The organism is Streptomyces sp. NPDC007983 (genome assembly GCF_042958345.1).
Lineage (GTDB): Bacteria > Actinomycetota > Actinomycetes > Streptomycetales > Streptomycetaceae > Streptomyces.
In genome coordinates this window covers 138,695-158,662 of record NZ_JBIBJI010000005.1, presented here as the reverse complement: position 1 = coordinate 158,662, position 19,968 = coordinate 138,695, and the positions used below count along the sequence as shown (strand labels likewise).

Sequence of the window (19,968 nt, the reverse complement as noted above, 5' to 3'; positions counted from 1 at the left end):
GAAGGCCAGGCCACATCTCGCCTACGGGCTGGTCCACGGTGCTGTGGTGGCGGAAGTGGTGGCGGATTCGCCCGCCAGCTCGATCAGTGTGATCAGGACCTCCTTCCCGGATTCCCGGTCCCGCGCGTCGCACAGCACCACCGGAGTCTTCTCGTCCAGGTCGAGCGCTGTCGCCACTTCACACGCGCTGTAGTCCCGGAGGCCGTTGAAGCAATTGACGGCCACGACGAACGGCAGCCGGCGCCGCTCGAAGTAGTCGACGGCCGGGAAGGAGTCCCGCAGCCTCCGGGTGTCCGCGAGCACCACCGCGCCCAGAGCGCCGGTGGCGAGCTCGTCCCACAGGAACCAGAACCGGTCCTGGCCCGGAGTGCCGAAGAGATACAGCGCGAGGTCGTCGCCGAAGGTGATCCGGCCGAAGTCCAGTGCCACGGTGGTGGTGCGCTTGTCGGCGACCTCGTCCAGGCTGTCGTCCATCCGGCCCGCCTCCGTCAGAAGCTCCTCCGTGTTCAACGGCCGGATTTCGCTGACCGCGCCGACGAACGTGGTCTTGCCGACCCCGAAGCCCCCGGCCACCAGGATCTTGAGGGCGAGCAAGGGCGCTGGCGCGTCAGAGCGCTCGGAGTCCATCGATCACTCTCCTGAGGGTGCGTGCGTCGGGGAGCCGGGCCGGGGGGACGGGCGGCGTGGCGCGGATCAGGCCTGTTCCCAGCAGATCTCCGAGGAGCACTCGTACGACCGTCAGTGGCAGTCCGGAGTCGGACGCGATGTCGGCCACCGGATGCGGTCGTGTGCCGCACAGGCGCAGGATCGCCGCCTGCTCGGGCGAGAGCACCGGGTCGTGATCGGGGTCCGGCGGCACCGCATGGATGACGGTCATCAGGTCGAGTCGCTGCTCGGCGCCGACGCGTGCCCGCCCGGTCGTCACGGCGTAGAGACGCACCAAGGGCCCCGCCTCCTCGTCGTACCAGCGCTGATCGGAGTCAGTCATCGAGGCGTGAGGTCTCACCGGCCTCGCCGCGCGCCGGAGTGCCGAGGTGCGCACCGACCCGCTTGACGAGCCGGGCCATCTCGTACGCGACCAGGCCGACATCGCCGCCGGCCTCACTGAACACCGCCAGGCAGGAGCCCTTGCCCGCGGTGACGACGAACAGGAATCCGTCCTCCAGCTCGACCAGCGTCTGGACGACCCTGCCCGCCCTGAAGTGGCGTCCGGTGCCTTTGGCGAGGCTGTGGAAGCCGGAGGCGATGGCGGCGAACCGTTCTCCGTCGTCCCGGGACAGCGTCTTCGACGTGCCGACCGGCAGTCCGTCGCCGGAGAGCACGATCGCGTGTCTGATCTCCGGTACCTGGGCGATGAGCTCCTCCAGAAGCCAGTCGAGTTCACTGGAGCGTTGGGCCGTGCCGGTCATGGGTGCTCTCCTTCGCCTGCTGTGTCGTGGTCGCGCGGCGCCGTCCTGACGGCCTGGCCGCGGGTCCAGCCCGTCCGGAAGGACGCCATGACGGCGCGAGCCTCCTCCGGTGTTCGCTCGGACGGTTTCCGCGCTTGCTCATACGGTTCGGACTCCTCGGGCGGTCCGGGTGCCTGACCGGCCCGGCGTACACGACGGGGCAGCTCGGGCCGGCCCACCGGCTCCTCCGGCGGTCGCGTCGGGGCCGGGACGGGGGCAGCGGGCGCCGCATCCACCTGGCCCGCGTCCACGTCCGCGATCGCCGTCTCCGCCGGGACGGCGGCACCCGGCCTGACCGGAATGCGGCGGGGCAGGCCGGCGGGAGCGCCGTCCGCGGCCGTTTCCCCGACCGCCGCACCCTCGCCGGTCTCCTCGATCGGTTCGCCCGCCACGTGGCCCGGCAGCAGGACAACGGCGACGATGCCTCCGTACACCGACGATCGCAGGGCCACCCGCACGTCCAAGCGGTGCGCGATCCGGTTCACCACGAACAGGCCGAGCTGGCCACTGTCGAGCAGGTCGATCCGTTCGGCGTCGGTGATGCGCCGGTTGGCCTCGGCGAGCGCGGACTGGTCCATGCCGAGGCCGCGGTCCTCGATCTCCAGAGCGATGCCCGCGCCGACGCGCTCGGCGGACACGCGCACCCTGGTGTGCGGGGGTGAGAACGCCGTGGCGTTCTCGACGAGTTCGGCGACCAGGTGGGTGAGGTCAGCCACCGCCGCACCGGGCAGCCGGACCGCTGGGATATCCGTGATCAGCACCCGGCCGTAGTCCTCGACCTCGGCCACGGCTGCCCGGACGATGTCCATGAGCGCGACGGGACGCCGCCAGCCACGCCCCGGCACGGCGCCGGAGAGGATGATGAGACTCTCCGAGTGGCGGCGCATCCGGGTGGTGAGATGGTCGAGCCGGAACAGGTCCTCCAGTTCGGCCGGGTCCTCGTTACGGCGTTCCATCGTGTCGAGCAGCGCGAGTTGCCGGTGCACCAGCACCTGGCTGCGGCGCGCGAGGTTCACGTAGACGCCGGAGATGCCGTGCAAGACCTCGGCCCGATCGGCGGCTGCCTTGACCGCGGCCCGGTGGACGGCGACCAATGAGGCGCCGACCTGTGCCACCTCGTCGTCGCGGTGGGGACGCATGGGGGCTACGGCATCGAGGTCGACGGGTTTCCCGGCGTGCAGCCTGGCGATGGCACGAGGCAGTTCACGACCGGCCAGCGTGAGCGCGGAGTTACGCAGACCGGTGAGTTCGACGATCAGGCCACGGCCGATCCGGACCGAGATCACCAGCGAAAGGACCACCCCCACGAGGCCGAGGACAACGGCGACCCCCGAGCCGCCGAGGGCGTCGAACGAGAGGGGAGCCGGGCTGTCGGCGGCGCGCGTCCTCGCCTGCTGCTGCGCTTGCGCGAGTTGCTGGAGGACGTCTCCGGCGGGTGTGCCCCAGCCGGCGGACGCGGCGACGAGCCCGGCTCGTACGCCATCGCCTGCCTTGAGCATGGCGTCCTCGGCGTCCCGCAGGTCCCGCATCGCGGTCCCGCTGAGGACCTTCCGGTACGGGGCCGCGTCGGTGGCCCGTAGATCGTCCACGGAAGCGGAGAGGAGGTACCGCTGGGTGTGGGCGGCGCCGGCGAACTCCAGGATCTGGCCTTTGCTCATACGTCCCGACACTTGCGCGGCGCCCATCAGCGCGTCCTCGCGGGCGATCATCTCCCGGGCATGCGCCAGTTCGAGGACGACGCGCTCCGCCGAGGCCGTGTCGGGGCCCGGCACGACGGCCAGGGACCCTTCCAGAGCGAAGGCCCGGGCGATCGTGCTGTTGTAGTCGTCGTAGGTGTCCTGCCACCCGGCATCACCTCCGCGCAGCCGCTCGCGCAGCGCGCCGAGGTCGTCGAGGCCGGACATCAGCTGGTCGACGCGACCGGCGGGGTTCGCCCCCACGGCCTCGCTGTCCAGACTGCTCGCCCGGATTCCGCTGCGGAGCGCGGCGACGGCCGCGTCGGTGTTCCTCTCCTTGTCCGCCGCGTTGTCCGCCCGTTCACGGCTGGGTGCGGCGAGTCGACGCAGGTTGGCCGAGCGTTCGGACTGCACGGCGGTGACGAGCGAGTCCAGGGGTTTGAGGAGGGTGGAGTTGGTTTCTTTGTACTGGCTCAGTTCCGAGACACTGCGCGCCGTTGTGACGGTGGCGAAGGCCCACAGCGCTATCAGGGAGACGGCGGGGACCATCAGTAGACAGACGATCTTCGCCCGGATCGAACGTGGCACCAGGAATGTGTTCATCAATTCCTCGAGCTGTCAGGGGTGTGGGCGTTCGGTGAGGGAGGCGGGGGACGGGAGCGAGGTGGGGCACGTGGCAGCCGGAATCAGCCGGCCGGTGTGGCCGCGGGGGCGTCGGCGCTCTCGACTGCCTCGATCTTCGTGGGCGACAGGGCCACGAAGGCCGATGCGAGGAACAGGAACGAACCGAGGAGCACCGCGAGGGGGAAGATGAACTGGGTGGCCGTGGCGCCGTCCAGTACGCCCCCCTGCGGGGCGAGTTCGATGTGCACGGCGGCCATTCCGGTGTAGTGCATGCTGGACACGGCGAGCCCCATGACGAGGGAGGCGAGCGTCGCTCCCGCAGGGCCGCGCACCACGACGGCGGCCCACAGCGCGGCGGTTGCCGCGGCCACGGCGATGACCAGCGAGAGGACGACGATCGGCAGCTTGTAGCCGACGCTTCCGTGCAACCGGAGTGCCGCCATCCCGAGGTAGTGCATGGCACCGACGCCGAGGCCGGTGCCCAGACCACCCACCAGCAGCGAGCGCCAGCGTGACCGCCCGTAGCCGACGGTGAAAACACCTGCCCCGACGACCGCCATGGCCACCAGCAGGCTGAGGAGCGTGAGCGGGACGTCGTAGCGAACCGGGGTCCCCTCGACTCCGAAGCCGAGCATGGCGATGAAGTGCATCGTCCAGATGCCCGATCCGATCGCGACCGATGCCGTCACCAGCCAGTTGCGCCGGGAGCGGCCGTCCGACGCCAGTGCCTTCATGGTGCAGTGCAGTCCGAGCGCGGCGCCGATGCAGGCCATCACGTACGCGATGACAGGTGAAAGCCATCCGGCGCTGAAGTGATCAAGGTGTGCCAAAACTCCCCCTCTTCTTTGCAACTTCAAGGCGCCGTGGACGCTAGCATTCCGTTTCTTCACAGAAGCTTCACAGGTGGGTACGTGCCTCGACCACGCGGCTGACGTGGTCACTTCGAGCTGTCCTACTTGCGAGTTCCGTGGTCACAATCTGCGTCAGCCGGACACTTCAGCTGTCCCGGCGACAAGGGTCTTGTAGTGCGCTTATGGCGTAGATCACGGCGGGGCGTGCGGGGAGGTGTGTGAAGGCCCGTTCGGACTTGACGGACCGCGGGCTCTCCGTGAGCGTGACTGCGCCCAGCTCTTCCATCAGCGTCCGGTGCCCGTGCCGCGTCAGCCCGTCCCTTGATCGGCGCCCAGCACGCCCCACGGTGGCCGGGACCGGTCGGCCACCATTGCCGGAAGAGACGGTCGCGCTCATCCGGCGCCTGGCGAGAGAGAACCTCGACCTGGGGATGCGTCAGGATCCAAGGCGAACCGCGGCCGCCCAACTCGTTCGCGACCTGCTCATGGACCTCGAGGAGAGGGCTGGGGATCCGGTTCAGCGTTCGACCGGCGGCGGATCAGGGATGGCGCCGCGAGGGTATCCAGGTTGTTCGCCACACCTCTGGGTTGGGTGCGCCGCTTGTGGTTGCCCTTGTCACTCAGAATGTAGTAGTTCTTATACATGAGCGAGCAGGTGCACAACAGACTTTCCGTGGTTCGCGCCGAGCGGAAGGTGTCGCGCCAGCGTCTGGCCGAGGAGGTGGGGGCCCACTACCAGACCATCGGCTACATCGAGCGGGGGCAGTACAACCCGAGCCTCGACCTGGCACTGAAGATCGCGAAGTTCTTCGAGCTACCGGTGGAGGCGCTGTTCTCACTCGAACCGTTCCGGCCGCTCACGGATGAGATCTACGGGAGGAAGACGCCATGACAACGACGCGGCTGACGCGCTACGACCGCAGCATGATGCGGCTGATGAACGACCACCGAGGCCGGCCGCTGTACGCCACGGCGGCCCGTCGGCGCCTGGTCGTCGCCGCGCATCTGGTGCTGACCGTGGCCATCGGCGGGCTGATGGCCTACGCCTGCCTCGCGGAGGGGGAACCGATCTGGGCCTTCGTCGTCGTGGCGGTGCTGTTTCTGCCGTGGATGGTGGCGACCGGGGCGATCAATGCGGCCACCCGTGGCCTGCTCGAACTGCGCGAACGAGCGCTGGACGAGCGGCAATCCGCCGAACGCGCCCGGGTGCAAGCCCGCGCCCACCGGGCGATGACCCTGCTCCTTGCCGCAACCGCCGCCGGCTTGTTGGTCAAGGGTGCGGCCGAAGGCAATGTCCCCACGGCGTATGCGGCGCCGGTGCTCATCGCGGTCCTTGTTGCGCACTGGCTGATGCCCTTGTGGCTGGCCGGTCTGATGGCTCAGGACGAGCCGGCCGAAGGCGACGGCCGCGTGGCCTGATGAGTTCGCTGTGCCCGGCCGACAGCTGATCGAATCAGAAGTGTCAGGGATCGGCCGGGCCAACTCTCGTGCCGCCGGGGCCAATTGAAGCGCTGCGGCCAACGGGAGCGCTCAGTCACACCGCTGAGTTGCCGGCGTCGTCGTGTGCTGTCCAGCGGATCTTGCCGGGTCCCGCGCCGCCCGGCACGCACACTCGGCGTGCGGCGCCACCGGACAGGCCCTGAGCGCGGCTCAGTCGGCAGTGCCGGCGCGTCTTGGGATTGCCGGTGCCGACGGCCCGGAGAACTCCCGTCATCGCAGGTCACGGGGCGCGTCTTTGTCGTCGAGGCACCCGCGGGCGGCCATCGATCGGTGGCTCCGGCTTCAAGGTTTGGGCACAAATTCCACACATCCCCTCTTCAGCGGGGCCGCGATGGTCTAGATTGACCCGTGCTTCACATGTTTGGACACCAGGCGACAAACGATGATCTATGGGTCCGGCTCTACGGAAAGCCAGCAGTCGCGTCGTCGGCGCCAGACGTGGGGGTGATCAATTCTTGGAGCCCGAGAGGGGGCCCCTTGGGTGTGGGGAGCACCCGAGGTTTCGACGGGCTTTCGCGCACCTTGAGAGTTGGCAGTACATGCGGGTCCGCTGCCGCCAGGGTGGGCCGTTCACGTACCTCTGAAACAGCCGGCATGTCATGCGTGGGAGGCGGGGGCCTCCCACGGGGAGGAACAGCGCGGCGCGGGGGGCGGGGGGCCTCCCGAGGGGAGGAACAGTACGGGAGGCGGGGGCCTCCCGAGGGGGAGGAACAGTGCTAGGCGAATACGTCGAACCACTGGGGACCTGGGGGGTTCTGTGCGGCAAGGGGGATTAGTCAACCCGTTTTCGCCGGCGCGCGGGCGTGTGGCGGACGGGGCAATCAGTCAGCCCGCGACCGACTGGGAGCAGCGGTACCGCCGTACCGTGATCACCAGCGACACGGTGGCCACGGCCGTCGTGGTGGCGGCGATCGGCAACTTCTTCGGGGCCCGGGACGCGGCCAACTGGCATGAGAAGTGGGGAATTCTCGCATTCGGCACCGAGCTGCTGGTGCTGGGGGCGCTTGCGGTGAGCCGGTCGTGGGCTCCGGCCGTGCTCGGCCAGGGCGCCGAGGAATTCCGCCGGCTCGGACGCTCACTGTTCACGGCGACCGTCGTACTGGCGCTCGGCGGGATCGCCCTCACCTCGCGCAACATCAAGCTCTGGATCTTCGTCGCGATCCCCGCGATCGCGCTCATCACCATGACCGCGCGGTATCTGCTGCGCCTCTGGCTGCACAAACAGCGGAAGGAAGGACGGTGCCTGCGACCGGTGCTCGCTGCCGGGAGCCTGGCCACCGTACGCGACCTGATCACCCGGACCCGCAAGTTCCCGCACCTCGGCTGGCGGGTGGAGGCGGTGTGCACGACGGACGGTCTCGGCCCCGACGGTGACCAACTGGACGGAGTGCCGGTCGTCGGCCACTTGGCGGACGTCGCGGGCCACGTCCGCCGCGACGGCTACCGTGTCGTCGCGGTCACACCGGACCCGCACTGGTCACCGGACCGGCTGCAGCGGCTGGCGTGGAACCTCGAAGGCAGCGACGCCGAGATGGTCGTGGCCCCCGTGCTGATGGAGGTGGCCGGCCCGCGGCTGCACATCGACGCGGTGCTCGGGATCCCGCTGCTGCGGGTCAGCATGCCGACCTTCACCGGGGGCCGCCGGGCGGTCAAAGGGATCGTCGACCGGATGGGCGCGGCGATCCTGCTGGTGCTGTTCGCGCCGCTGATGGTGTTCGTCGGGCTGCTCGTGATGGTGGACAGCCGGGGTGGCGTGTTCTACCGCCAGCGCAGGGTCGGCAAGGACGGCCGCGAGTTCACCATTCTCAAGTTCCGCACCATGGTCGCCGGGGCTGACCGGGCACGAGCCGAGCTGGCCCACCGCAACGAGGGCGCCGGCCTGCTGTTCAAGCTCCGCCGGGATCCGCGGGTGACCCGGGTGGGAGCGGTGCTGCGCCGGTACTCGATCGACGAACTCCCGCAGCTTTTCAACGTACTCACCGGGTCGATGTCGCTCGTCGGCCCGCGGCCTCCGCTGCCGGAGGAGTCCGCTGCGTACGGCCCGGACATCCGGCGGCGGCTGCTGGTCAAGCCCGGCCTCACCGGCCTGTGGCAGATCAGCGGACGCAGCGACCTGCCGTGGGAGGAGGCGGTCCGGCTGGACCTGCGGTACGTGGAGGACTGGTCGCTCGCCCTGGACACAGTGATCTTGTGGAAGACGCTGCGCGCGGTGCTCCAGGGACAGGGGGCCTACTGATGGGCGGGGGCGTCGTCCGGTCGGCGCACGGAAGGCAGGCCGGAAGGGCGTGCCTGAGGGGGGAACAGTCATGAGAGTCAGCGTTTTCGGGCTCGGCTACGTGGGCTGCGTGTCGGCCGCGTGCCTGGCCGGCATGGGTCACGAGGTCATCGGGGTGGACGTGAACCAGGTGAAGGTCGACCTGGTCGACGACGGCAAGGCCCCGGTGGTCGAGGAGCGGATCGGCGAGCTCATCGCCGAGGTCGTGCGGACCGGGGCGTTGCGCGCCACCGGCGACGTCCGCGAGGCGATCATGGGCAGCGAGGTGTCGCTGGTCTGCGTGGGCACGCCGTCGGAGCCCAACGGCAGCCTGTGCACCACGTACTTGGAGCGGGTCACCGAGCAGATCGGCGCGGCGCTCGCCGAGCGCGGCGGTCGGCACACCGTCGTGTTCCGCAGCACCATGCTCCCGGGCACCTGCCTGAACCTGCTGGTGCCGATCCTGGAGAAGTACGTCGGTGGCACGGCCGGGGTGGACATCGGGGTCGCGGTCAACCCGGAGTTCCTGCGCGAGGGCACGAGCGTGCGGGACTTCTTCGACCCGCCCAAGACCGTCATCGGCGAGCTCGACCAGGCGAGCGGCGACGCGGTGGCGGCGCTGTACGACGGCCTGCCCGGCGAGGTGTTCCGGGTGCCGGTCCCGACGGCCGAGGCGATCAAGTACGCGGACAACGCGTTCCACGGCCTCAAGATCGGCTTCGCGAACGAGCTGGGCGCGGTGTGCCAGGCGCTCGGGGTGGACTCGCACCAGGTGATGGACGTGTTCCTGGCCGACCGCAAGCTGAACATCAGCCCCGCCTACCTGCGGCCCGGCTTCGCCTTCGGCGGCTCCTGCCTGCCCAAGGACCTGCGCAGCTTGGTGTACGCGGCGCAGCGGGCCGACGTCTCGGTGCCCATCCTCGCCCACGTGCTGCCCTCCAACTCCGACCATCTGCAGCGCGCGGTGGAGCTGGTCGAGCGCACCGGCAAGCGCCGGGTGGGCCTGTTCGGGCTGTCCTTCAAACCCGGCACCGACGACCTCCGCGAGAGCCCGCTCGTCGAACTGGCGGAGAGGCTCTTCGGCAAGGGATACGACCTGCGGATCCACGACGCCAACGTGAGCCTCTCCCGGCTGCTCGGCGCGAACCGCGAGTACATCGAGAACCGGCTGCCGCACCTCGCGCAGCTGCTCGCGGATTCCGTCGGCGAGGTGCTCGAACACGCCGAGGTGTGCCTGGTGGGGACCAGGGACCCGGCCGTACTGTCGGCGCTGCCCCATGGCGGCGACGGCCCGGTGATCGTCGATCTCATCCGCCTTCCCGACGCCGAGGCGCGCCGGACCGAACCGGGGTACGTGGGCCTTGCCTGGTAACGCAATCAGCGGTGAGGGGTCGGGCCGGCGTGCGCTGATCCTGGTGGAGAACCTGTCGGTGCCGTTCGACCGGCGGGTGTGGCAGGAGTGCACGACACTGCGCGACGCGGGCTGGACGGTGCACGTCATCTGCCCCCGGGGGAGCAAGCGGGACACGGAGCCGGAGGCCGTGATCGACGGGGTGCGGATCCACCGCTACCCGTTGCGCGCGGCCACCGGAGGACCGGCCGGCTATCTGCGGGAGTACGGATCGGCGTTGTGGCATACGGTCCGGCTGATCCGCAAGGTCGGCCCCGTCGACGTGGTCCACGCGTGCAACCCGCCCGACCTGCTGTTCCTGCCCGCACTGTGGCTGAAGCGGCGCGGTGCGCGGTTCGTCTTCGACCAGCACGACCTGGTGCCCGAGCTGTACCTCTCCCGGTTCGGCCGCGGCGAGGATCTGCTCTACCGCGCCGTGTGCGCGCTGGAACGGCGGACCTACCGAACCGCGGACGTCGTGCTCGCCACGAACGAGAGCTACCGGGACGTCGCGCTGCGCCGAGGCGGCAAGCGGCCGGAGGACGTCTTCGTGGTGCGCAGCGCGCCCGCCGTCGACCGGTTCCAACCGGTGCCGCCCGAACCGGAGTTGAAGCGCGGCAAGCCACATCTGCTGTGCTACCTCGGCGTCATGGGCCCGCAGGACGGCGTCGACTACGCCTTGCGGTCCCTCGCGAAGCTGCGCGACGAACTCGGGCGGACCGACTGGCACGCGGTGTTCGTGGGCTCCGGCGACGCCTTCGACGCGATGGTGGGGCTGTCCCGGCGGCTCGGGCTCACCGAGCAGGTGCAGTTCACCGGGCGCGTTCCGGACGCCGACCTGGTGCGCTACCTGTCCACCGCGGACGTGTGCCTTTCCCCGGACCCGCGCAATCCGCTCAACGACGTGTCGACCATGAACAAGGTTCTGGAGTACATGGCGATGGGCCGGCCGATCGTCTCGTTCGACCTGAAGGAGGCGCGGGTCTCCGCCGGTGAGGCCGCCGTCTACGCCCCCGCCGACGACGAGGCCGAGTTCGCGGGGCTCATCGCGCTGCTCCTCGACGATCCGGAGAAGCGCGCCCGGATGGGCAAGATCGGCCAGGAGCGGATCAGCGGGCCGCTCTCCTGGCGGAACTCGCAAACGTCGCTGCTCGCCGCCTACGCGTCGGCGGGGGACCCGGGCCGGGCAAGGAAGAGGCCGCGCCGTTGAGCGATGACACGATACGCCTGGTCACGATCGGGCGGATTATCCGTCGGCGCTGGCGGCTTCTCACCGTCCTCGCCGTGGTGGGGGCGCTCTTCGGCTACGGCACCTCTTTGCTGTTTCCGCCGCGCTACACGACGTCGGCATCGGTACTGCTGCCGGGGGCGTGGGAGGAGCGCGAATTGCTGACCCAGGCGGAGATCGCGACCAGTTCGGTGGTGGTCGACCGCGCGGCTGCCACGCTCGGCTGGGCCGGGGTCAGCGGCAGCGAGCTGCGGGACCGGGTGAGCGCCGGGGCCGCCGACGGGAACATCATCAAGATCTCGGGTACGGCCGAGACGCCGGAGCGCGCGCAGCGGCTCTCCGACCAAGTGGCCCAGCAATTCGTCACCTTCGCCGCGCGGCTCGCAGGCGACGACACCGACTCCGAAGCGTCGGCCGGGCCCGGGGACTTGCGGAAGATGGTGGTGCAGACCAGCCGCCGCATCACCCAGCTGGCCGACGCGGCCGATCCGGGGCGGACCGTGGAGAGCGTGCAGGGCCGCACCGAGCTCGAGAAGCTGCGCATCGCGCTGCAGGAGGCCATGAAAAAGCTGGACGAGGCCGACCCGGTGACCAACAAGTCCAACATGGTCGTCATGGGGCCGGCGGCCCGGCCGGCCGGTGCGGCACCGCCGACGGGGACGCAGCTCATCGTCGCCGGAGCGCTGCTGTTCTTCCTGCTCGCGGTCATCGGCCATCTCACCGCCGCACGGATGAGCCGCCGGCTGCGCACCGAACCGGAGATCGCCGCGGCGCTGGGCTCGGCGCCGCTCGGTACCGTCGACGTACCTGTCGACGTGCCTGGTGAACGGCGCGCGCACCGGCCGGAAGGCGGTGGCCCGCGGGCCCGGATCCGCCGGCTGCTCGGCGTCGACACCCGGTGGGACCTGCCGACGCCCCAGGCGTCCGGCGACGAGGCCAGCAGGCACATACGCTACCGGCGGGTGTGCGCCCGCCTCCGGGACCGGGTGCCGGCCCCCCGGCGGCTGCTGGTGGTCGTACCCGAAGGCGACGAGATCGCCCGCCGGGCCGCCGAGCAGCTCGCCGCCGTGTCCGAGGGCGATCCTTCCCCGTCCTCCTCGAGCAGGGGATACCCCGTGCTGCGGGTGGTGGGAGTTTCGGTGTCCCAGCCGCTGGTGCCGGACCGCGGCACCGAGTCCGGCGCCCTGGTCGTGCTCAGCGCGGGCAGCTGGACCGCGGCGGAGCTGGCCGGCATCGCCGAGGCGTGTGCGGACGGCAAGCACGAGGTCGTCGGCATCGTCGTCGCCGGTACGGTCCGGGCCCGTCCGAAGCGGTCTGCCGGCACGCCTCCCGATGACGCCACTCCGGCGCTCGCCGTTCGCGGCCACGCGACGGGAGGTGCCGTGTGACGGCGAGCACGACACCGGAGTGGCCGGCGGCCACTCCGCTGTTCGACCTGCAGGCGCTGGTGGTGGCGGTGCGCAGGCGCCGCCGGCTCCGGTGCTCCATGGCCGTGCTGGGGCTGCTGGCCGGTGCGGCGATGGCGGTCCTGCTGCCGCCACCGCCGACCGCGGTGACCAAAGTGCTGGTCGCGCATCAGGAGGACCAGCCGAACGACACCGGAACGCTGATCCGCACCGACGTCGCGCTGCTGGGGACCACGCGGATCGCGGGCAAGGCCCTGCAGTCGCTCAAGTCCCCGGAAAAACCGGAAGACTTCATGCGGGACTACCGGGGTACCGGCCTGACCAACAACCTGCTGCAGATCGATGTGACAGGTGACAGCGACGCGGAAGCGGTGGCCCGGGCCAAGGCGCTGGCCGACGCGTTCGTCGCGGACCATGTGCGGCGGATGCGGGAGGCCGCGAAAGCCGAGTCCAAGGCCCTGCTGGACCAGCGTGACCGCGTGCGGCGCGAACTCGCCGAGGTCAACAAGGCGATCGGAGGCCGATCGCCGGGCAGCGACCCGCAAGCGTCGGCGGGCATCGAGTCGCTCTTCGCCCGCCGGGCCGAGCTCAACTCGCGGATCGCCGACTTCGACCAGCGCGCCGCGGAGGCCCGCACCGGCACGCCCCGGGTCGTCGCCGGGACACAGATCGTGGACGCCCCGCGCGCGCTGCCGCACTCCCCGCTCAAGGCCGCTGCCACCAACGCCGCGATCGGGCTCGTCCTCGGGCTCGTCCTCGGGCTCGCGGTGGCCGCGGTCGGCGCGGTGGTGGCGGACCGCCCCGTGCTGCGCCGGGCGATCGCGGCGAACCTGGGCGCCTCGGTCATCGCGGAGCTGCCCCGCCGGTCGGGCAGGCTGTGGCGGCGCCGACGGGTCCGGGCGGTACGGACACGGCTCACCGCGTCCCTGGCCCGCACCGTACGCGGCTCCGCGGAACCGGTGTCGCTGCTGGAACTGGGCTGTGCGCGCAGCACGAGCGAGATCGCCCTGGACCTCGCCAGGGAACTGGCGGCGGATGGGCCGGTGGCCATCATCGATGGTCTGCCCGGCCCGCAGCTCGCGGGCCGCCGCCCGAAGCCAGGAGACCCCACCGTGGTCAGCGGCGAGCAGGCCGCTGCCGTGTCGCATCAGGAGCGCCGGGTCGGCGTCGGTTCGGTGGCGCCCGGCACCGCGTGGACCGACCTCCAGTACCTCGGTACCCGGACCGTGCTTGTCGTACGTGCCGGACACGGCAGCGCCGCATGGCTGCACACCGTGGCGCGGCAGCTCGCCGACCAGCGCATTCCGGTGATCGGTGTGGTGCTGATCGACCCCGATCCGGGTGACCGGACCGACGGCACGCTGTGGGACGGGCTGCACATCGCGCTGCGGGGCCATGGCGAGCGGCCGGCCCTGCGCCAGGGGATGGGCCAACTACGGACGGAGCGGCCGCCGATGTGGGCCGCACGCGTCCCGGACAGCGACCAGGAGGCACGGTAGGACATGTGTGGTATCGCAGGCACCTACCGATGGCCGGACGGGAAGGTCGTGACCGACCGGCTCACCGATACCCTCGCCCACCGCGGTCCGGACGGGACGGGACGGTACAGCCACCCCGCCGGTGACGGCGAAGTGCACCTCGGGCACCGCCGGCTGGCCATCATCGACCTGTCCGGGACCGGCGCCCAGCCGATGGTCTCGGGCGGCCTCGTCCTGACGTACAACGGCGAGCTGTACAACGCTCCCGAGCTGCGTGCCGAACTGGCGGCCGCCGGGGTGCGCTTCCGCGGCACCTCCGACACCGAGGTGCTGCTGGAGGCCTGGCGGCGCTGGGGCACCGACTGCCTGCCCCGGCTGCGCGGCATGTTCGCGTTCGGGATCTTCGACGAACGGACCGGCGAACTGGTGCTGGCACGCGACCAGTTGGGCATCAAGCCACTGTTCCTGCTCCGGCGCGGCGAGGGCCTGGTGTTCGCCTCCGAACTCAAGGCGCTCGCCACCGCGACCGGCGTGCCGCTGGAGGTGGACCATGCGGCGCTGGTGGCCTCGCTGCTGTACTACTGGGTGCCGGACTCGCGCTGCGCGTTCCGCGAAGCGGAGAAGCTGCCGCCGGGGAGCTGGCTGAGGTGCCGGCCCGACGGCCGGGTGGAGCGCGGCCGGTTCTGGCACCTGAAGGACGTCGCCGCCGAGGGCCGGGAGCGGGCCCGGAGCGGCGAGCAGCCGGACCTCGCCGCCATCGTCGAGGAGTCGACCCGGCGCCACCTGCTCTCCGACGTGCCCGTGGCGACCTTCCTCTCCGGCGGTCTCGACTCCAGCTACCTGACCGCGCTGGCGGCCCGCCACCAACCCGGGATCTCCGCTTACACGATCGGGTTCCGCGCCGAGGACGCCAGGTTCGAGGCGATGCCGGACGACCTGCGCTACGCCCGGCGGGTGGCCGAGCGGTTCGGCGTCGACCTGCACGAGATCGAGATCGCTCCGAACGTGCTCGACCTGCTGCCGCGGATGACGTACCACCTGGACGAGCCGATCGGCGACCCCGCCGCGATCAATACGTTCCTGATCTGCTCGGCCGCCCGGGAGGCCGGGGTCAAGGTGATGCTCTCGGGGATGGGCGCCGACGAGCTGTTCGCCGGTTACCGCAAGCACCTGGCCAACCTGATCGCGCTGCGCTACCAGCGCGTCCCGCGGCCCCTGCGGCGCGGGGTGTCCAGGGCCGTGGACCGGCTGCCGGTCGCAACGGCCCGCCGGGGCTACCGGTCGGTGCGCTTCGCGAAGCGGTTCCTCTCCTTCGCCGATCTGCCGGAGGAGACCGCGTTCCGGCGCAGCTACACCATGTACGACCAGGACGAGCTGCTCGCCCTGGTCGATCCGGACCTGGCCGGGACGGTTCAGGACGTGCTGACCGAGCACGCCGATGTCTACCAGGACAACGACCTCGACGACTTCGTCAACCGCATGTGCCTGGGCGACGCCCGGATGTTCCTGCCGGGCCTGAACCTCACGTACACGGACCGCTCCAGCATGGCCGCGTCGACCGAGGTGCGGGTGCCGTACGTGGACGTCGAGGTGGTCAAGGCGGCGTTCGCCGTGCCCGGCGACCGCAAGATCGTCGGACGGCAGGGGAAGGCCGTCCTCAAGGAGGCGGCCACCTCCATCCTGCCCCGGGAGATCGTGTACCGGCCCAAGGGCCTGTTCAGCGCCCCGCTGCGGGCCTGGATGAGCCGGGACCTGGCACCGCTGGTGCGCGAGGTGGTCAACGACGGTGTGCTCGTCCGCTCCGGGCTCCTGCGCCGCGACGCGCTGGCGCGGATGGTCGCCGAGGACGCCGCCGGGCAGCGGGACTTCTCCAAGCATCTGTGGCATGTGCTGACCCTCGAGTACTGGTATCGCGACGCGACCTCTGGGTCCGGCCAGAGCACTCGGTTGACGGCTTAGGAATCAGAGGAGTTCGGGTGAAGCAGGTTGTGCAGAACTACAAGAGCGGCGAGCTGGCGCTGCTCGACGTGCCGGTGCCGGGGTGCAAGCCGGGTGGTGTGCTGGTCCGCAGCGCCTACTCGCTGATATCCACCGGGACCGAGCTGATGAAGGTGTCCGAGGCCGGCATGTCGATGGTGGGCAAGGCCCGCTCCCGGCCGGACCAGGTGGCCAAGGTGGTCCAGAGCGTGGCCACCAACGGGCTGCCCGCCACCTACCGCAAGGTGATGGGCAAGCTGGACTCCTACACGCCGCTCGGCTACTCGCTGTGCGGGGTGGTCGAGCAGGTCGGCGCCGGGATCGACGAGGTGAAGGTCGGCGACCTCGTGGCCTGCGCCGGCAACGAGCACGCGTTGCACGCCGAGCTGAACTGGGTGCCGAAGAACCTCTACGCCCGGCTGCCGGACGGCCTCGCGCCGCGGCACGCGGCCTTCGGCACCGTCGGGTCGATCGCGTTGCAGGGCGTCCGCCGCGGTGAGCCACAGCTCGGCGACGTGGCGCTGGTCATCGGCCTCGGGCTGATCGGGCAGCTGGTGGTGCAGCTCCTCGCCGCCTCGGGAGTCCGCGTCGTCGGCGCCGACCCCGACCCTTCGCGCTGCGAGCTCGCCGAGCGCCTGGGCGCGGCGGCCTGCGGCGATCCCGCCTCCACGGCCGTGGAAACCGCCGTCGCCGAACTCACCGGCGGGCACGGCGTGGACCAGGTGTATCTGGCCGCCGGCGGCGGCAGCAACCAGCCCGTCGAGCTGGCCGCCAGACTGAGCCGGGACCGCGGCCGCGTCGTCGACATCGGCAAGTGCCGCCTGGACCTGCCGTGGAACGCGTACTACGAGAAGGAGCTGGACGTCCGGTTCTCCCGCAGTTACGGCCCCGGGCGCTACGACCCGGAGTACGAGCTGGAGGGGCGGGACTACCCCATCGGCTACGTGCGCTGGACCGAGCGCCGCAACCTGGCGTGCTTCCTCGATCTCCTCGCCCGCGGCAGCGTCGACGTGGAGCCCCTGGTCTCCCACATGGCCGACTTCGATGACGCCGTCGAGACGTACCAGCGCCTGAAGGACGGCGACCTGAAGGCCGTGGCCGTGCTGTTCCGGTACCCCGGCCACCCCGGCCGGGCCGTGGAAACGGGGACCCCGGCGGTGGCCGTGCCCGCGGTGCGACGCGGCGGCAAAGCGTCCACCCCGGCCCGGCTCGCCAACGCGTCGGTGCGGCTGGCGTTCGTCGGCGCGGGAAACTATGCGACGTCGATGCTGCTGCCGCACCTGGAACGGCGCGACGGCGTCGAACTGTCCACCGTCGTCACCACCACCGCGCTGTCCGCGGCCAACGCGAAGCGCAAGTTCGGCTTCGCCGAGGCGACCACCGACCTCGACGCCGTGCTCGGCGACCCGTCCATCGACGCGGTGTTCGTGGCCACCCGCCACAGCTCCCACGCCGAACTGACCATGAGGGCGCTGCGGGCCGGCAAGGCGGTGTTCGTGGAGAAGCCCCTGGCCCTCACCGAGGACGAGCTGGCCGGCGTCCTCGCGGCGGTGGAGGAGTCCGGCAACGACCGGCTGCAAGTGGGATTCAACCGCCGGTTCGCGCCGCTGCTGCAGGAGGCCAGGAAGCGATTCGGCTCCCGCACCGGACCGGCGAGCCTCCGCTACCTGGTCAACGCGGGCCGCCTCGACCACGGCAGCTGGTACCTCCAACAGGGCACCGAGGGCACGCGGTTCGCCGGCGAGGGCGGACACTTCATCGACACCGCGAGCTGGCTGCTCGGGGCCGACCCGGTCTCGGTGTACGCGGTCGCCACGCCCGGCAACGAGGACCTGCAGGTCGTGCTGCGCTACCCGGACGGGTCCACCGCCACCATCGCTTACGTCACCACCGGCGCGCCCGGCTTCCCGAAAGAGACGCTGGACCTGATCGCGGACGGCAAGGTGCTGCGGCTCGACGACTTCGTCCGTGCCACCGTGTACGACGGCCGCCGCAGCCGGTGGGTCAGTTCGCGGCTGCCCAAGGCCCGGGACAAGGGCCAGAACGCCGAACTGGCCGCGTTCATCAAGGCCGTGCGGACCGGCGGGCCGATGCCGGTGCCGCTGGAGTCGCTGGCCGCCACCACGGCGGCCACCCTCGCCGTACAGGCCGGCCTGGCCGGCGGTGCGCCGGTGACGTTGGCGAGGGCCCTGTGACCATGAGCGCGGGCTGGTACCTGCGGCGGCTCTCCCGGATGGGACCGCGGGAGGTCGGCGGCCGGGTGGGCGACGCGGTGCGCAGACGGCGGTGGCGGTCGGCGCGGCCGGACTGCCCGGGCGTGACCGGCGCCCGGTTCACCGCCGTACTGCCCGCGGGGGCGATCGCCGAGGTGCCACCGGACGCCGCGAAACGCCTCATCGCCGAGGCGGACCGGCTGATGGCCGGGCACGCCGAGTACTTCGGGGTGGACCGCGACGACCTGGCCGACCCGGACTGGTGGTACGACCCGAAGACCGGGCGCCGGGCCCCGTCGGGCTACGCCTTCGACGTGCCGTACCGCGACGAGGACGCGGTCGGGGACATCAAGCAGATCTGGGAGCCCTCCCGGCACCAGTACCTCACCCAGCTCGCCGCCGCCTACGCGATCACCGGGAACGAGCGGTACGCCGAGCGGGTGGCCGAACACCTGCGGTCGTGGTGGACGGCCAACGCGCCGCTGCGCGGAGTGCACTGGACCAGCGGCATCGAGCTGGGGATCCGGCTGCTGTCCTGGGTGTGGATCCGCCGGCTCCTCGACGGCTGGCCGGGCGCGGCCGGGCTGTTCGAGGACAACCCGGTGGCGCGGAACCAGATCTGGCACCACCAGCGCTGGCTGGCCGCCTTCCCGAGCCGGGGGTCTTCGGCGAACAACCACGTCATCGCCGAGGCCGCCGGGCAGTTCGCCGCGGCCTGCGCGTTCGGGTGGTTCCCCTCCTCGGCGCGCTGGCGGGCCGACGCGCTGCGGTCGCTGGAGCGGCATCTGCGCGGCAACACCTTCGGCTCCGGCCTCAACCGCGAGCTGGCCACCGAGTATCACGGACTGGTGCTGGAGCTGGGTCTCGCCGCGGTGGCCGAGGCGGATGCCGCCGGAGTGCCGGTCCCCGCGACGGTCCGGCTGGTGCTGCTGCGGATGACCGACGCGCTCGCGGCCATCGTGGACGGCCGGCTACGGCCGCCGCGCCAGGGGGACGCCGACGACGGGCACGGCCTGGTCGTGGACGGCGCGGGCACCGACCGCTGGGCCTCGCTGCTGGCCACCGGGGACGCCGTGTTCGGCCGGCTCGCCTGGTGGCCGGCGGTGACCGGCACCGATGTGCGCACCCCGCTGCTGGCCGCGTTCATCAAACCCACGGAACCGTCTGTGGCCCGCCCTCCAAGCCGACCGGGACACTTCGCCGACGCGGGGCTCACCATCCTGCGCGGTCCGGAAGAGATCTGGTGCCGCTGCGACGGTGGTCCGCACGGCTTCCTGTCCATCGCCGCGCATGCTCACGCCGACGCGCTGTCCGTGGAGGTCCGGCACGACGGGATCGATGTGCTCGCCGACCCGGGGACGTACTGCTACCACGGACAGCCCGAGTGGCGGCGGTACTTCCGGTCGACCCTCGGCCACAACACGCTGCAGCTGGACGGCGGTGACCAGTCCGTCTCCGGCGGCCCGTTCCTGTGGACCCGGCATGCCAAGAGTCGCGTCCTGGTCGCCGACCCATCCGGCGAGGGCGTGGCCCGCTGGTGTGCCGAGCACGACGGCTACCAGGACGCCGTGCACCGCCGCCGGGTGGAGCTGACGGCCGCGAGCCGGGAGCTGAGGGTGGTGGACGAGGTGCGCGGCCCGCGCCGGGCCGTACGCCTGGCGTTCCACCTCGGCCCGGCGATCGCCGCGGACCTGGTGGACCACCGGGCACAGCTCACCTGGACCCGGGACGGCGAGGACCGCTCCGCGGTGCTCGACCTGCCCGGGCAGCTGACCTGGCGGGCACATCGCGGCGAGACCGCTCCGCCGCTGGGCTGGTACTCCGCCGGCTTCGGGCGCAAGGAACCCACCACCACGCTGGTCGGCACCGGCTTCGCCGACGGCGTGCGGGAGTTCACCACCGTACTCAGGTTCCGCGGCTAGA

At 71.2% G+C, this 19,968-nt stretch carries 15 protein-coding genes; 10 read left to right on the top strand and 5 right to left on the bottom strand.

The window, feature by feature from the left end; all coding sequences use genetic code 11:
* Window positions 1-21 precede the first annotated feature (21 nt).
* The 5 genes from ACFZCY_RS17705 to ACFZCY_RS17685 form a co-directional block, all read right to left on the bottom strand.
* Window positions 22-627, bottom strand: coding sequence for an ATP/GTP-binding protein (locus ACFZCY_RS17705; RefSeq protein WP_391174077.1), 606 nt, complete (start codon window positions 625-627; stop codon window positions 22-24).
* Entirely contained in the window at window positions 608-988 is a 381-nt protein-coding gene (locus tag ACFZCY_RS17700) for a DUF742 domain-containing protein (RefSeq protein ID WP_391174074.1), read from the bottom strand. The genes ACFZCY_RS17705 and ACFZCY_RS17700 overlap by 20 nt, the downstream gene beginning before the upstream one ends.
* Window positions 981-1,409, bottom strand: coding sequence for a roadblock/LC7 domain-containing protein (locus ACFZCY_RS17695; protein ID WP_391174072.1), 429 nt, complete (start codon window positions 1,407-1,409; stop codon window positions 981-983). The genes ACFZCY_RS17700 and ACFZCY_RS17695 overlap by 8 nt, the downstream gene beginning before the upstream one ends.
* A complete protein-coding gene (locus ACFZCY_RS17690; RefSeq protein ID WP_391174070.1) occupies window positions 1,406-3,727 on the bottom strand; it encodes a nitrate- and nitrite sensing domain-containing protein in 2,322 nt (773 codons plus the stop codon). Before ACFZCY_RS17690 ends, ACFZCY_RS17695 begins: the two co-directional genes overlap by 4 nt.
* 83 nt (window positions 3,728-3,810) lie before the next feature.
* Window positions 3,811-4,578, bottom strand: coding sequence for an MHYT domain-containing protein (locus ACFZCY_RS17685; protein ID WP_391174067.1), 768 nt, complete (start codon window positions 4,576-4,578; stop codon window positions 3,811-3,813).
* Between the two features lie 664 nt (window positions 4,579-5,242).
* Between ACFZCY_RS17685 and ACFZCY_RS17680 the strand changes: the two genes are divergently transcribed.
* From ACFZCY_RS17680 to ACFZCY_RS17635, 10 genes are all read left to right on the top strand, one after another.
* On the top strand, window positions 5,243-5,491 hold the full coding sequence (locus ACFZCY_RS17680) for a helix-turn-helix domain-containing protein (protein WP_391174064.1): 249 nt from the start codon (window positions 5,243-5,245) through the stop codon (window positions 5,489-5,491).
* Window positions 5,488-6,018 (top strand): hypothetical protein, encoded by a 531-nt coding sequence (locus ACFZCY_RS17675; protein WP_391174061.1) that lies wholly within the window; start codon window positions 5,488-5,490, stop codon window positions 6,016-6,018. Before ACFZCY_RS17680 ends, ACFZCY_RS17675 begins: the two co-directional genes overlap by 4 nt.
* Window positions 6,019-6,856: 838 nt before the next feature.
* Window positions 6,857-8,335 carry an exopolysaccharide biosynthesis polyprenyl glycosylphosphotransferase gene (locus ACFZCY_RS17670; RefSeq protein WP_391174058.1) on the top strand — a complete coding sequence of 493 codons (1,479 nt, stop codon included), beginning with the start codon at window positions 6,857-6,859 and terminating at the stop codon, window positions 8,333-8,335.
* Between the two features lie 70 nt (window positions 8,336-8,405).
* On the top strand, window positions 8,406-9,725 hold the full coding sequence (locus ACFZCY_RS17665; RefSeq protein ID WP_391174054.1) for a nucleotide sugar dehydrogenase: 1,320 nt from the start codon (window positions 8,406-8,408) through the stop codon (window positions 9,723-9,725).
* Complete coding sequence (locus ACFZCY_RS17660; RefSeq protein ID WP_391174051.1) at window positions 9,715-10,953, top strand: glycosyltransferase; 1,239 nt, start codon at window positions 9,715-9,717, stop codon at window positions 10,951-10,953. Before ACFZCY_RS17665 ends, ACFZCY_RS17660 begins: the two co-directional genes overlap by 11 nt.
* On the top strand, window positions 10,950-12,359 hold the full coding sequence (locus ACFZCY_RS17655; protein ID WP_391174049.1) for a Wzz/FepE/Etk N-terminal domain-containing protein: 1,410 nt from the start codon (window positions 10,950-10,952) through the stop codon (window positions 12,357-12,359). The genes ACFZCY_RS17660 and ACFZCY_RS17655 overlap by 4 nt, the downstream gene beginning before the upstream one ends.
* Window positions 12,356-13,876 carry a Wzz/FepE/Etk N-terminal domain-containing protein gene (locus tag ACFZCY_RS17650; RefSeq protein WP_391174047.1) on the top strand — a complete coding sequence of 507 codons (1,521 nt, stop codon included), beginning with the start codon at window positions 12,356-12,358 and terminating at the stop codon, window positions 13,874-13,876. Before ACFZCY_RS17655 ends, ACFZCY_RS17650 begins: the two co-directional genes overlap by 4 nt.
* Window positions 13,877-13,879: 3 nt before the next feature.
* A complete protein-coding gene (gene asnB, locus ACFZCY_RS17645; protein WP_391174044.1) occupies window positions 13,880-15,814 on the top strand; it encodes an asparagine synthase (glutamine-hydrolyzing) in 1,935 nt (644 codons plus the stop codon).
* 17 nt (window positions 15,815-15,831) lie between these two features.
* Complete coding sequence (locus ACFZCY_RS17640) at window positions 15,832-18,027, top strand: Gfo/Idh/MocA family oxidoreductase (protein ID WP_391174041.1); 2,196 nt, start codon at window positions 15,832-15,834, stop codon at window positions 18,025-18,027.
* A 2-nt stretch (window positions 18,028-18,029) separates the two neighbouring features.
* Window positions 18,030-19,967 (top strand): heparinase II/III family protein, encoded by a 1,938-nt coding sequence (locus tag ACFZCY_RS17635; RefSeq protein WP_391174038.1) that lies wholly within the window; start codon window positions 18,030-18,032, stop codon window positions 19,965-19,967.
* The last annotated feature ends 1 nt before the right edge of the window (window position 19,968 follow it).

Coding starts and splice junctions, on each gene's coding strand:
- ACFZCY_RS17635 (WP_391174038.1), top strand. CDS start 18,030: ATGAGCGCGGGCTGGTACCTGCGGCGGCTCTCCCGGATGGGACCGCGG.
- asnB (WP_391174044.1), top strand. CDS start 13,880: ATGTGTGGTATCGCAGGCACCTACCGATGGCCGGACGGGAAGGTCGTG.
- ACFZCY_RS17690 (WP_391174070.1), bottom strand. CDS start 3,727: ATGAACACATTCCTGGTGCCACGTTCGATCCGGGCGAAGATCGTCTGT.
- ACFZCY_RS17665 (WP_391174054.1), top strand. CDS start 8,406: ATGAGAGTCAGCGTTTTCGGGCTCGGCTACGTGGGCTGCGTGTCGGCC.
- ACFZCY_RS17695 (WP_391174072.1), bottom strand. CDS start 1,409: ATGACCGGCACGGCCCAACGCTCCAGTGAACTCGACTGGCTTCTGGAG.
- ACFZCY_RS17675 (WP_391174061.1), top strand. CDS start 5,488: ATGACAACGACGCGGCTGACGCGCTACGACCGCAGCATGATGCGGCTG.
- ACFZCY_RS17705 (WP_391174077.1), bottom strand. CDS start 627: ATGGACTCCGAGCGCTCTGACGCGCCAGCGCCCTTGCTCGCCCTCAAG.
- ACFZCY_RS17680 (WP_391174064.1), top strand. CDS start 5,243: ATGAGCGAGCAGGTGCACAACAGACTTTCCGTGGTTCGCGCCGAGCGG.
- ACFZCY_RS17700 (WP_391174074.1), bottom strand. CDS start 988: ATGACTGACTCCGATCAGCGCTGGTACGACGAGGAGGCGGGGCCCTTG.